We start from the raw sequence: 13,826 nt of genomic DNA, 5'->3' as shown, positions 1-13,826 counted from the left end.
AGAGATCAAATACCGACACTTAACCCTCGCACCCGCTCTCTGGAATTAAATTGTATTTTTAAAGAAAAAAGCTTGAAGTTATTGATCATAGAAGACGAGGCGGGGCTTCGGGAAAGTATTGAAGCGTACTTTACCGAGGAAGGCAATATCTGTGAAACAGCGCACGATTTTTCTTCGGCCATGTCCAAGGTTAATCTCTACCGGTATGATTGTATTGTGCTGGATATCACCCTCCCTCATGGTAATGGTCTGGATATTTTAAAACACCTGAAAGCCGGGCAACAGGCAGACGGTGTTTTGATCATTTCGGCCAAAAACTCCCTTGACGACCGCCTCACGGGGCTTGATCTGGGCGCCGATGATTATCTGACCAAGCCTTTCCACCTTTCGGAATTAAGGGCCCGGGTTGCAGCCATTGTTCGCCGCAAAGCGTTTAATGGCAACAATATCCTTACCCTGCATGAGATCTTTATCGACCTCACCGCGAAAGAAGTTAAGATCAACCAGGTTCCAGTTAAGTTTACCCGGAAGGAGTATAGCTTGCTTTTATATTTTATAGCCAATAAAGGTAAAGTGGTTTCAAAAAGTGCCATTGCAGAACATCTTTGGGGCGACAGTATTGACATTGTCGACAACTTTGATTTTATTTATTCGCACATCAAAAATATCCGCAAAAAAATGGTGGAAGCAGGCGGTAAAGATTATATACAAGCCGCCTACGGCATGGGCTACAAGTTTACTGATGCATGAAGCTCCTTGACAAATACAACCGGATCAACATCAGCGTAACCGTAGTCATCATGCTGGTTACGGGTGTTATCTATTATTTTACGATCCATGCTATCCTTACACACCAGGTTGATAAGGCCTTACTGGTAGAAGAACGTGAGGTATTCGATTACGTACAACTTAATCATCACCTGCCCCAGGTATTCCGTACCAATCACCAGGAAATTCTTTTTAAAGCAGTTGATGGTCCGGTTAAAAGAAAATTTATTGATACCTCCTACCGGGATACTAAAGATCAGGACATGGAGCCGGCACGTGCCATTATCACCTCGGTAACTGTGGGTTCGCAACTGTATCGGATAACCGTTATACAATCAACCGTAGAAACCGAGGACCTTATAGGCGATATTTTCCTGATCACTATTGTACTTATTTTTATCCTGGTAATAGCATTGTTCTTATCAAACCGACTGATATTAAGGCGCATGTGGCAGCCCTTTTACACTATACTCAACCAACTTAAAGTATTTAATCTGGCCGAAGATAAAACCGTGGCTTCCGTACCTTCAACCATTGATGAGTTTACGGAACTTGACCAGGCCGTAGGGATCATGGCCACCAAGGCTAAAGATGATTACCTTAACCTGAAGGCTTTTACCGAGAACGCCGCACATGAGCTGATGACCCCCATATCGGTCATCAATTCCAAACTGGATACGCTGGTACAAACCGGGCAATTCACTGATCCGCAAAGTAAATTGCTCAATGATATTTATAATACGGTTGCCCGCTTAACCCGGCTTAACAAATCAATGCTGTTACTCACTAAAATTGAGAATGGGTTGATACATGACCAGCAAACCGTTAACCTGAAAGAACTACTCAGCTCCAGTTTCTCCCAATATGAGGAACTCCTGGGCAGTTTAAATATCAAACTGGTAACAGAGCTTACCGATTGTGAAGTTATGGCCAGTTTACTGTTAATGGAGGTGCTCATCAATAACCTCATCACTAATGCCATCAGGCACAATCGGCCGGGAGGCAATATCAGCGTCGTGCTGGATCAGCATCAACTCCGCATCAGCAATACTGGAAAAGATGGCGAAATAGATATTGAGCGGGTCTTTAAGCGCTTTCAAAAATCTTCTGCCTCTGAAGGTATTGGGCTTGGCCTCACCATTTGCCGGCAGATCTGTAATAATTATGGGTTCGATCTTCACTATCAGTTTAGCGAAAACATCCATCAGTTCACAGTAAACTTTTCAGTTCCAGAATAATTCCAGAATTGATATTTAGCTTAGTAACGTCGAAAAAATGGAATTGTATTCAAACTTTTAAAGATTAATTATAAAGCTTAGATTTAAACTATCGGTCGCTAAGCTCAACCCCATCTGAGTAACCGGTATGGGCCATCTTAACTTATGAAACATCTGCTCGTATCACTTCTATGCTTAATGATGAGTTCTTTTTGCTTCGCGCAGCAAAAAACACTGGACGATTACTTACAAGTAGCCGTAAAAAACAGTCCGCTGTTGAAGGACCTTAATAACCAGATACTATCGGCTCAACTGGATAGCGTTCGTATAAAAGCCGGATTAAAACCACAGGTAACTGCCGGGAGCGCCGGTTTGTATGCTCCGGTTATTCATGGCTACGGCTATTCGCAGGCCATCACTAACGGACAAACGCTCGATGCCTTATTATCGGTAAATAAATCCTTCGTCAGTAACAATTACCTGAAGGCCCAATATGCAGGCATAGGCTTTCAGCGCGATTCCTTACGCAATAATATTAAACTCTCTGAGCAGGATCTGCGTCGTACTATCGCCGCGCAATACATAGCCGCTTATGGGAGCCTGCAGCAGGTTAAATTCAATAAAGAAGTGGTAACCCTGCTAAGCGGCGAAGAGGACCTGCTTAAAAAGCTCACCCGCAACAATGTGTACCACCAAAGCGATTATCTTACTTTCCTGGTTACCTTAAAACAGGCGCAGCTGCAACTTTCGCAAGCCACATTGCAGTATAAAACAGATTTTGCCACGTTGAATTACCTCACTGGGATTACGGATACCACAGTCATCGAGTTACAAAAACCCGAATTGCAAAGGGCCATCACTGCTGACAAAACCAACAGCATATTTTTCAGACAATATGCGCTTGACAGCCTACGCTTACTCAATACCCGCAAACTTATCGACTACAGCTACAAACCCCAAATAAAGGCTTTTGCCGATGGTGGTTATAACTCCGATCTCACTGCTCTTTATTATAAACATTTTGGAGCCAGTGTTGGCTTTAGCCTTACCGTACCTATTTACGATGGTGGGCAGCGCAAACTATCGTACAAAAAACTTTCATTGGAAGAAGAATCGCGCAAAAACTATAAGAGTTTTTTTGCTCAGCAGTACAGCCAACAGATCATACAGCTGAACCAGCAGATAGATGGCTATGATAACCTGATAGCTGATATTAATACACAGTTCAAATATTCCGAAACATTAATAAAGGTGGATACCAAGCTACTGCAAACCGGCGACCTCCGAATGGCCGATCTGATACTGGCTATCAATAATTATCTCACTATCCGTAACCTGCTTACGCAAAACACCATTAGCAGATTGCTGCTTATTAACCAACTCAACTACTGGAACCGATAATATGAAGAATTTATCATCCCCATATTTTAAATTTTTAGCCTTCGCATGTGCCTGCCTGGTATTAACCATATCGGCATGTAATCATGATACCGCTACTGCCGACGAAGATGCCGCGGTAAAGTCGCAAACGCCGGTTACGGTAACTTCCATCAGTAATGGTACAATGGCCGATTCCATCACACTCAACGCAACTTCGTCATTTATGCAAAAGAGCTATGTGAAGGCTAATGCTATAGGCTATATACAAAAGGTATACATAAAACCAGGGCAATATGTAAGTGCGGGCCAATTGCTGTTTACTATTAAAACAAAGGAGGCGCAAAGCATTGGCAATACCATCAATGTGCTGGATACCACATTTAAGTTTTCGGGCGTAAACCGGATTAAGGCTTCAAGCAGCGGTTATATTACCCAACTGCTACACCAGGTTGGCGACTACGTGCAGGATGGTGAACAATTAGCAGCCGTAAGCGATAAGGAAAGCTTCGCCTTTGTGATGCAGCTACCTTACGAGCTTCAAAGCACTTTACGCAATAACCAGGACATTACGCTCACCTTACCTGGTGGCCGCACACTCAGCGGTCGTGTAGCGTCGGTTTTACCTTCGGTGGATACCCTGTCTCAAACACAGGGCGTAGTGATTAGGGTAAATAGTGGCGATCCGATCCCTGAAAACCTGGTGGCCAGGGCGCATATCATTAAATCGGCAAAAAACAATGTGCTCTCCTTGCCCAAATCAGCCGTGTTAGCCAATGAAACACAAACCGATTTCTGGGTAATGAAACTCATTAATGATACTACAGCCATCAAGGTACCGGTTCAAAAAGGTATCGAAACCATGAACCAGGTTGAGATACTTTCGCCAAAGTTCGGCCCGGCTGATAAAATTATAGTTACAGGTAATTATGGATTGGCCGATACCGCCAAAGTGAAAATTGTGAAGCCATGAAAAACCTGAATAACTTTTTCATTACGCATAAAAAGCCCATCAGTCTGCTATTGTTCATCATATTGCTGGGTGGTGGTTTTGCCTATTCACGCTTACAAACCTCGTTGTTCCCCGAGATCACTTTCCCTAAGATCAAGATCATAGCCGATGCTGGTTTGCAACCGGTAAACAAAATGATGATTACGGTGACCAAACCGTTGGAGAATACCGTGAAGCAAGTACCCAACCTACAATATGTACGTAGTACCACCAGCCGCGGAAGTTGCGAAATATCAGCTTTCATGAATTGGGACGCCGATATTGATCTGAGTCAGCAACAGATCCAATCACGTATAGACCAGATCAAAAATGACCTGCCACCGGATGTGAACATCAGTGTCGAAAAAATGAATCCCTCTATTCTGCCGGTAAGCGGATATACGTTGGAGAGCCATAGCAAATCGCCTATTGAGTTAAAACAGCTCGCTACCTATACGGTAAAACCGTTCCTGTCGCAGGTGGATGGTGTATCTGAGATCAGGGTTATAGGCGGTAAAACAAAAGAGTACTGGCTGGTGCTTAACATACAAAAGTTGGGCTCCCTTGGGCTTACACCAGACATCATCACCAATACGCTGGCCCAAACAGGTTTTATCAAATCGGAAGGTTATTTGTCGGACTATAAAATGCTGTACCTAACTGTTACGGATGCTTCTGTAAATACCAGCCAGCAACTGGAAAACCTGGTGATCAGCAATAACCGGAAACGGGTAATACAACTTAAAGACATCGGCAGCATACAGATCAATCCCGGCATTGAGTATACCAAGGTAAATGCCAACGGCCACGAAGGTGTTTTAATAGCAGTGATCAAACAGCCCAATGCCAATCTGATCGACCTGTCTGATGCCATGACGCAAAAGGTGGCCGATCTGCAAAAGATCCTCCCAGCCGGTGTAACCATCAAACCATATTATGTTCAGGCTGATTTTGTAAACGCCTCTGTAAAAAGCGTAGGCGACAGTTTATGGATCGGGTTGGCGCTGGCTATTATTGTAGCCATTATTTTTTTATGGTCGATAAAGGCCAGCGCTACTATACTGATCACCATACCGGTTACGCTTTGCCTAACCCTGATTGTTCTGTATGCGTTGGGTTATACCTTTAATATCATGACGCTGGGTGCCATAGCCGCGGCCATAGGCCTCATTATTGATGATGCTATAGTTGTTGTAGAGCAGATCCATCGAACGCATGAAGAGCATCCTGAAGAACCCACCTTAACGCTGCTACAACGGGCGGTTGATTATCTTTTCCCGGCCATGGTGGGTTCATCCATCAGTACTATTGTTATTTTTATTCCGTTTGTCATGATGACAGGTGTTGCCGGGGCCTATTTTAAGGTGATGACCAACACCATGATCATTACCCTGGTCTGCTCCTTTTTTGTAACCTGGATAGGCTTACCTGTCATATATCTGCTGCTTACCCGCAACCATCAAACCAACAGTGTGCAGGTAAAAGAAGCGCATGGCGTAAAAAGGCAGCGCTGGGTATCCTTTTTTATATTACGCCCATACTTGAGCATTATCATGATGCTGGCCCTTGCCGCTGTAATTATTTTTATACCGGCGGGCTTAAAAACAGGCTTTTTACCAGATATGGATGAGGGTAGTATTGTACTCGATTATACTTCGCCTCCCGGCACATCACTCGAAGAAACGGACCGCATGCTGCGCGACATCGAGAAGATCATCATCAAAGATCCCGAAGTTGCTGCCTATTCACGCAGAACGGGTACGCAAATGGGCTTTTTTATCACCGAGCCCAATACCGGCGATTACCTGATACAGCTCAAAAAAGGTCACCATAAAACTACAGAGGAAGTGATCAGTGATTTACGGCAGAAGATTGAATCGACCCAACCTGCCCTGCGGGTAGATTTTGGACAGGTAATAGGTGATATGCTGGGCGATCTGATGACATCTACACAGCCCATCGAGATCAAAGTTTTTGGTGATGACCAGGTTAAACTGCAACAACTATCAAAACAGATAGCAGCTACTATAAGCAACGTAAAAGGCACTGCCGATGTATTTGATGGCATTGTGATTGCCGGCCCATCGGTAAATATTGTACCCGATTATACCATGCTGGCACAATACAACCTTACACCCGCCAATCTGCAAACACAGGTGCAATCGGCGTTGCAAGGTAATGTGATCGGTAGTTTGTTCGAGAAAGAACAGCAATCGCCTATCCGTATGGTATATCCGGGCAACCGATCATTAGATGTAGCCAGCCTTAAAAAACTAACCGTCTTTTTACCCAATGGCAAGCCGTTGCCCATCAGTCAGCTTGCCAATGTAGAGTTAAGAACAGGCGACGCCGAAGTACAGCGCGAAAACCTGCAGGCCATGGGCGTTATCAGCGCCCGGTTGGATAATGTGGATCTGGGCTCTGTTATGCCAGCCATCAAAAAAAACATCAGCGCCATCAATCTGCCAACGGGTTATCACGTGGAGTACGGCGGGGCTTATGCCGAGCAGCAACAATCGTTCAAAGAACTATTGATCATTCTGATCACTTCAAGTCTGCTGGTTTTTGGTGTGATCCTTTTCCTGTTTAAACAGTTCCGTATCGCGCTGCTCATCCTGGTGGTGGCCGTATTGGGCATTGGTGGCAGTTTCCTGGCCTTGTGGCTAACCAGTACCCCATTAAACGTGGGCAGCTATACTGGCTTGATCATGATTGTGGGCATCATTGGCGAAAACGCCATTTTTACCTTCTGGCAGTTTAGGGAGAGTACCAAACATAACAATATCAACGAGGCTATTATTTATTCCATCTCTACCCGTTTGCGCCCCAAATTAATGACGGCTCTTGGAGCCATTATTGCCCTGTTGCCATTGGCCCTGGGCATAGGCGCGGGCGCTCAGCTGCACCAGCCTTTAGCTATAGCGGTTATTGGTGGTTTCCTGGCGGCATTACCCTTGCTGTTAATCGTGCTGCCCAGTATGTTATGGCTCCTATACCGTAATCATACATTTGTTCATCCATCAACAACAAAATAACAGGGGTTACATTTTTAAAGTACGGAACGAGGTTACCTGGATAATTGATTTATCTGAGATCTTTTAAAGGCATTGCTAAAATGCAAAAAGCCCTACTTTTCAGTAAGGCTTTTGCATTTACTTGGCGGGCTGAACGGGGTCACACTCGAACCCCTTGTGCCGCTTTTGACCTTCATTGGCAGTATCGACTTGGATAAATCAATTAATAAATCTATTGGAAATGAGAAAGATACCGCAGCGACTAACAATATCCTCCGAAGTCCAAAAGTTGGTAAGTCCAAAAAGAATAAGGGGCTTCATAGATAGGCACCCTATCGTTATGATAAAATAAATTTCAGATAAAACTTGCAAGTGTCATTCCATTAATCGTAATATTGCAATATAAAATTATGGGCTTAACAAAAACCGAAATGTTCACCGATGAGCAAAACAGATTAGCCGTTTTGCTGAAAGCTATAGCGCATCCTGCGCGTATTGCTATCCTGCAACAGATTATCAGAGCAAACGCCTGTATCTGTGGGGACCTTGCTGAAGAGTTGGGGCTGGCTCAGCCAACCATTTCACAGCATTTAAAGGAACTTAAAAACGCGGGGCTAATACAAGGTACAATTGAAGGGGTAAGCGTTTGCTATTGCATAGAGCCAACAGCCTGGAAATTGTTGCATGAGAACCTGAACGACTTTTTCCTGACCTATCAGGAACAAGGAAATTGCTGCTGAAAAAATTTACTAATATTAATCGCAATATTGCAATAATAAAATAGAATAAAGCCATGAATAAAGTAGAAGCGATCAACTGGAAAACTTTTAAAGAAACATTATTACAGCATCCTGACCTTGACCTGCAATTTCAATATGCTGAGGGCAAGCTGGTAGATGCTGCTTATCACATTACAGAGATTAAACAGGCCCCAATCACATCGGTAGACTGTGGCGGTGTGATGAATGCCTGGACGGAGATCATCGTACAGCTTTGGGTACCTGAAGGTGAACAGCAAGAGCGCTCCATGAAAGTTGGCAAAGCTTTATCAATAGTAAACATTGTAGAAAAAATGCTGCCGCTTAATCCGAACGGCACAGTAAAGATTGAGTTCGGCAATTCTGAATTTGATACCCGCCAGATGTTCCCTAACGAAATGATCGTGAACGGCGACGCATTAACGATTGACCTGCGCCCTGATGCCGTACAATGCAAAGCACAAACCCGAGGGGGGAGTTGCGGCACAAACGATAAAGGCGAAGAATGCTGTGCACCTGTTGCTGAAAAACCGAAAATAGAATTAAAAAATCTGGCTGTTACAGCTGAAGCTTGCTGCACACCTGGGGGAGGCTGCTGCTAAATAATATGACGATGAAAATCGAAAAAGTTAAAAATTACAGGAATGATATACTGGCTCTGCTTGCATCTGAAAAGCTGCCTGTAAGCGATTTGCCAGAAACCCTGGAGAACTTTTTTGTTGCGGTCGAAGATGGTAAAGTGATTGGGGTGATTGGTTTGGAAACCTACGGAAATTATGGTTTGCTGCGTTCCCTCGCTGTCGGGTCGGAAACTCGCAGCAAAGGGATAGCCGGGTATCTGATACAGCATTTGGAAAGTGCGGCACTGACGGCCTCTCTGAAAGAGGTTTATCTGTTAACCGAAACTGCTGCGGCTTATTTCAGCCGCAAAGGTTATCGTCAAATCTCGAGACTGGATGTTCCTGCCATATTGCATCAGTCATCAGAGTTCAGCCATGTTTGCCCAGCATCGGCCATCGTAATGAAAAAAATACTAAAATGAGCAAGAAAAACATACTGGTTTTATGCACCGGCAACAGTTGCCGCAGCCAACTGGCCGAAGGTTATCTGCGCTATTTTGCAGGTGAAAAGGCGAATGTATACAGCGCCGGGATAGAAACACACGGGGTTAATCCAAAAGCTATTCAGGTCATGGCCGAGGATCATATTGATATTTCGAAACATACCTCTAATCATGTGGATGAATATAACGGCATCCCCTTTGACCAGGTGATCACGGTATGCGATAACGCCAATGAAGCCTGCCCTTTCTTTCCGGGCAAGGTGGAGCGTTTTCATGAGAACTTTCCTGACCCGGCAAAAGCAACAGGGACACCGGATGAAGTCATGGATGAGTTCAGGCGGGTAAGAGATCTGATCAAGGTTTATGCAGCCGACTTTGTTCAGGATAACGTAAAGAACTGATTGGAATGCATGGGTGAAATAGCCGTGCTTTTTTAAAAACTATATCAATCGCTAAATAGCAATAAAGCAATGATTTAAAATAAGGCAATGGGACAGGCTAAATACAAATTTGATTTACCGGATGTTGAACTGGCAAATTTTTCAAGGGCGCTGGCATTACCTGCGCGGGTAACCATCATCAGGATACTCATGGAACAGGAGGATTGGGTGGACAATAGCCGGTTTATCGACTTGCCCTTAGCAGCTGAGGTAACGGAAAAGCATCTGAACGCCTTGAAAACAGTGAAATTGATCAGGAAAATGACCCGTGACGGCCATACTTTTTACCAGCTAAATCATGAACTTTTTAAGTCGATGACGGGCCATCTAAGTACGCTGGTCAGCGAAATAGCCAGTCACGAACCGCAGAAATAAAACCCAATAACCAATAAAACCTAAAATTATGAAACCCTTATTCAATGTATTTTTAGCAGGGCTGCTGGTAGCAGGTTCTGCTTTCACTCCGGTGGCGGATTCTATTTATCCTGAACTGGTGCAATCTTTTAAACAAATCAAAAAGAGCAACCCTGTTTCTTATGAGCGACAGGACGTATTGACCGGCATACAGCAGATGGGCATTGTAGCAAAAGGCCAGAAGAAGCCGGTTTTGATCGAACTGATCAGTAATGACGGCTTTAGCGCTCCCTTTGCGAAAGCCGTTTTGAAAGCAGCCTTATCGAACAATGGCATTAACGATGTCAAAGTATTTACTGTGGGTGCTGCACCATTGGAGAAAGTATCACCGGCTTTGAACAAACTCGGATTCAAGGTAGGCACGGATGGTGGTCTTAACGCCAAATATAATGACCAGGGTGGCTCTGTTACATTTGAAAGTTCACCGTCCAATCCGCAGGCGGTGCATGTACTGCTGAATGAGGATGCGTCGTCTCTGCTGAGCAGCCCGGACAAATTCGCGGTTAAACTAAAATACCCAGGTCTTACAGGCGCGACAGATGAACAATTGCAGCAGCAGGAAAAACTGATCGCAGCCGAAATGATCTTTGTGGCCAATAAGATAAAAGATAACTGGAATTATTAATATTTACTTCACACTAAAACACGAACTTCCAATATGTCAGCAAACAACTGTGCCCCGGTGGCCGAACGAAAAAAACTTAGTTTTCTTGACCGGTACCTAACTCTATGGATATTTTTAGCAATGGCCATAGGTGTCGGTATCGGTTACTTTATTCCCTCGTCATCAGGGTTCATCAATTCTTTTTCCAGCGGAACAACCAATATACCGCTTGCTATCGGTCTGATCTTAATGATGTACCCGCCGTTAGCCAAAGTGAAATATGAGAACATGGGTGAGGTGTTCAAGGATACTAAAGTATTAAGTGCATCCCTGATCTTAAACTGGATCGTTGGCCCTATACTCATGTTTGTACTGGCAATAACCTTATTGCGCGACCATCCTGCTTACATGGTTGGACTGATCCTGATTGGCCTGGCTCGCTGTATTGCGATGGTGGTGGTATGGAACGAATTGGCTGAAGGTAACCGCGAGTATGCAGCCGGTCTGATCGCCTTGAATAGTATCTTCCAGGTACTGCTATATAGTGTGTATGCCTATGTATTTATTACGGTGTTACCGCCTTTGTTCGGATTGAAAGGTTTAGCAGTTAATATTACTATTGGGGAGATAGCCAAGAGCGTAGGTATTTACTTAGGTATCCCGTTTGCCGCCGGTGTCATCAGCCGATATGCGCTTATAAAAATTAAGGGGGAAGAATGGTTCCAAACGAAATACGTACCGTTTATATCTCCGATCACCCTGATAGCCCTCTTATTTACTATCGTAGTCATGTTCAGTTTGAAAGGCAACTTAATCGTTCAGATACCTTTTGATGTATTACGTATCGCAATACCACTGGTGATCTACTTTACTATCATGTTCGTGCTGAGCTTTTTTATCGGCAAATCTTTTGGGGCGGATTATTCCAAAAGTACATCTATCGCATTCACCGCTACAGGTAACAATTTTGAATTAGCTATTGCTGTAGCCATTGGTGTTTTTGGTATCAATTCAGGTGAAGCTTTTGCCGGGGTTATAGGCCCATTGGTGGAAGTGCCCGCGCTGATCGCTTTAGTTAACCTCGCTTTCTATTTCCGTAAAAAATATTATACTTCTAAAACTAAAACACTAACTACTATACAATAATGAAGATTGCTCTTTTTTCTGATATACACGCCAACTTACCGGCACTGGAGGCTTTCTTCGCTGATGTAGAAACCCAAAAGCCCGATGCCATTTATTGCCTGGGTGACCTTGTAGGTTATAATATCTGGCCGAATGAGGTCATCGATGAGATCCGTAAACGGGGCATCCCCTGTATCACCGGAAACTATGATTTTGGTATAGGACGTCGTAGTGATGATTGTGGCTGCGCATACAAAACAGACGAAGAAAAAGGGATGGGCAAAGTATCCATTGCCTACACCAATGAAGTGGTTAAAGATGAGCAAAGAGCTTATCTCCGTACGCTTCCCGCTCATATCCGTTTAGAGTTCCAATTAAATAACGATAAGCTAAACGTGCTTTTTGTACACGGCAGCCCCCGTAAAGTAAACGAATACCTGTTTGAAGACCGGGATGAAAAAAGTATGCTGCGTATTATGGAAGGAGCTGATGCAGATGTCATGTGCTTCGGGCATACCCATCAGCCATATCACCGCATTTTACCAACTGAAATAACAGAAGACACCCATTACCGTCATGCCATCAATATCGGCTCGGTTGGTAAACCAAAAGACAAAGATCCCCGTGGCGGCTATGTGTTATTGCACATCAATGAAAATAGTTCTGTCAAGGACAAAGACAGTATTAAGGTGGAATTTATCCGTTTTGATTATGATATTGAAAAAGCGGCCAAAGCGGTTGAAGACAGCCCGTTGCCGAATGAATATGCGGATATGTTAAGGAACGGATAATGAGGATAGCGCTATTTTCTGATATACATGCCAACCTACCGGCATTTGAAGCTTTTTTAAAAGACCTGGATAGCCGCAAGCCAGATGCGGTTTATTGCCTGGGCGACCTGATTGGTTATAACATCTGGCCGAACGAAGTCATCGCTGAAATCCGTAGGCGGGGTATCGCCACGCTGGCTGGCAACCATGATCAAAAAGTAACGGGTTATGCTTATGAGTTAGTTTCACCTGATAACCGGGACTATTTAAGCACTTTGCCTGCACACATTAAACTGGAATACCAGCTCAACAATGACCATCTGGATGTGGCATTGGCGCATGGCAGTACCCGCAGCATCAATGAATATGTTTTGGAAAACACTGATGAAGCTTATGTACTGGATATGATGAACGAAGCTAGAGCGGATATTTTATGTGTGGGGCATTCTCATTTACATTATCACCGCATATTAAAAGCTGCTGACGGTAGCTTTAAGCATGTCATTAATATCGGTTCTGTCGGCAAGCCCAAAGATGGTAATCCCTCTGGCTGTTACGTGTTGCTAACTATAAATGAAAATAGTTCGGTCAATGATAAGGACGGAATTCAGGTAGACTTTATCAGGATATCTTACGATGTAGAACGGGCAGCTAAAGCAATTGAAGATAGTCCATTGCTGGACGAACTTGCCGACCGCCTGCGCAAAGCTTACTGATATGCACAACGAGACGTTAAACATCTGGAAACAGTTTGATAAAGGTTTGAAGCAATATGTATGCGGCAAAGTCAATCACGGAGAGGAATGCCATGATATATTGCAGAACCTCTACCTTAAAATTGACGGCAATGTGGAGCTGATTAAAAAGGCACATAATTTGCCATCATACTTATTTCGCATGGCACATCATGAAGTGATGAATCATTATCGTAACAATACGAAATATGAACTGCATGAAGTCATGGAATTTGACCGGCCCGTTCACGATCCGGAGATCAGGGACGGCAGCTTAAAGCTGGCTGACTGCTGTCTGCGGCCCATGATCGAAGCATTAGCACCTATTTACCGTGAGGCATTGTTGCTGGCAGACATTGAAGGCTTGCCCCACAAGGAACTGGCAACAAGGGCGGGTATTAGTCTTTCTGCTGCCAAAGTCCGTGTACAACGTGCACGTCAGCAACTCAAGGCTGCAATCCTGAAATGCTGTAACTATGAGTTTGACAACTACGGCAACATCGTGGGAAATCATTCTTGCTGAGTTGTGTCTTTTTTAAAGCTGCTCCGTC

Annotated in this window: 15 protein-coding genes; all 15 read left to right on the top strand. The window is 44.1% G+C overall.

From position 1 onward, the window contains the following. The first annotated feature begins 72 nt into the window (after positions 1–72). The 15 genes from AC57BQ_RS25650 (at position 73) to AC57BQ_RS25580 (ending at position 13,798) form a co-directional block, all read left to right on the top strand. Entirely contained in the window at positions 73–750 is a 678-nt protein-coding gene (locus AC57BQ_RS25650) for a response regulator transcription factor (RefSeq protein WP_496408958.1), read from the top strand. Next, a complete protein-coding gene (locus tag AC57BQ_RS25645; protein WP_496408957.1) occupies positions 747–2,006 on the top strand; it encodes a sensor histidine kinase in 1,260 nt (419 codons plus the stop codon). Before AC57BQ_RS25650 ends, AC57BQ_RS25645 begins: the two co-directional genes overlap by 4 nt. A gap of 144 nt (positions 2,007–2,150) precedes the next feature. After that, complete coding sequence (locus tag AC57BQ_RS25640; protein ID WP_496408956.1) at positions 2,151–3,386, top strand: TolC family protein; 1,236 nt, start codon at positions 2,151–2,153, stop codon at positions 3,384–3,386. A 1-nt stretch (position 3,387) separates the two neighbouring features. Then, entirely contained in the window at positions 3,388–4,335 is a 948-nt protein-coding gene (locus tag AC57BQ_RS25635; protein ID WP_496408955.1) for an efflux RND transporter periplasmic adaptor subunit, read from the top strand. Further along, positions 4,332–7,388, top strand: a complete 3,057-nt coding sequence (locus AC57BQ_RS25630; protein ID WP_496408954.1) for an efflux RND transporter permease subunit — start codon at positions 4,332–4,334, stop codon at positions 7,386–7,388. The genes AC57BQ_RS25635 and AC57BQ_RS25630 overlap by 4 nt, the downstream gene beginning before the upstream one ends. A 389-nt stretch (positions 7,389–7,777) precedes the next feature. Next, positions 7,778–8,107, top strand: coding sequence for an ArsR/SmtB family transcription factor (locus AC57BQ_RS25625; protein WP_496408953.1), 330 nt, complete (start codon positions 7,778–7,780; stop codon positions 8,105–8,107). A 53-nt stretch (positions 8,108–8,160) separates the two neighbouring features. Continuing rightward, positions 8,161–8,727 (top strand): DUF6428 family protein, encoded by a 567-nt coding sequence (locus tag AC57BQ_RS25620; RefSeq protein WP_496408952.1) that lies wholly within the window; start codon positions 8,161–8,163, stop codon positions 8,725–8,727. Positions 8,728–8,738: 11 nt separating this feature from the next. Continuing rightward, a complete protein-coding gene (gene arsN2 / locus AC57BQ_RS25615) occupies positions 8,739–9,167 on the top strand; it encodes an arsenic resistance N-acetyltransferase ArsN2 (RefSeq protein ID WP_496408951.1) in 429 nt (142 codons plus the stop codon). Then, entirely contained in the window at positions 9,164–9,589 is a 426-nt protein-coding gene (locus AC57BQ_RS25610; protein ID WP_496408950.1) for an arsenate reductase ArsC, read from the top strand. The genes arsN2 and AC57BQ_RS25610 overlap by 4 nt, the downstream gene beginning before the upstream one ends. A gap of 87 nt (positions 9,590–9,676) precedes the next feature. Beyond that, positions 9,677–10,003, top strand: coding sequence for a hypothetical protein (locus tag AC57BQ_RS25605; RefSeq protein WP_496408949.1), 327 nt, complete (start codon positions 9,677–9,679; stop codon positions 10,001–10,003). Between the two features lie 28 nt (positions 10,004–10,031). After that, positions 10,032–10,667, top strand: a complete 636-nt coding sequence (locus AC57BQ_RS25600) for a hypothetical protein (RefSeq protein WP_496408948.1) — start codon at positions 10,032–10,034, stop codon at positions 10,665–10,667. 33 nt (positions 10,668–10,700) lie between these two features. Beyond that, the gene (gene arsB, locus AC57BQ_RS25595; RefSeq protein ID WP_496407779.1) at positions 10,701–11,792 is read left to right on the top strand and encodes an ACR3 family arsenite efflux transporter; all 1,092 of its coding nucleotides are present in this window, start codon (positions 10,701–10,703) and stop codon (positions 11,790–11,792) included. After that, positions 11,792–12,562 (top strand): metallophosphoesterase family protein, encoded by a 771-nt coding sequence (locus AC57BQ_RS25590; protein ID WP_496408947.1) that lies wholly within the window; start codon positions 11,792–11,794, stop codon positions 12,560–12,562. Before arsB ends, AC57BQ_RS25590 begins: the two co-directional genes overlap by 1 nt. After that, a complete protein-coding gene (locus tag AC57BQ_RS25585; RefSeq protein WP_496408946.1) occupies positions 12,562–13,257 on the top strand; it encodes a metallophosphoesterase family protein in 696 nt (231 codons plus the stop codon). The genes AC57BQ_RS25590 and AC57BQ_RS25585 overlap by 1 nt, the downstream gene beginning before the upstream one ends. Before the next feature lies 1 nt (position 13,258). Beyond that, positions 13,259–13,798 carry a sigma-70 family RNA polymerase sigma factor gene (locus AC57BQ_RS25580; RefSeq protein WP_496408945.1) on the top strand — a complete coding sequence of 180 codons (540 nt, stop codon included), beginning with the start codon at positions 13,259–13,261 and terminating at the stop codon, positions 13,796–13,798. The last annotated feature ends 28 nt before the right edge of the window (positions 13,799–13,826 follow it).

The organism is Mucilaginibacter sp. BGA-UO-ETr-C110 (genome assembly GCF_059567985.1).
Note: the sequence above shows the minus strand (reverse complement) of the source record. Positions and strands in the feature narration are given on the sequence as shown.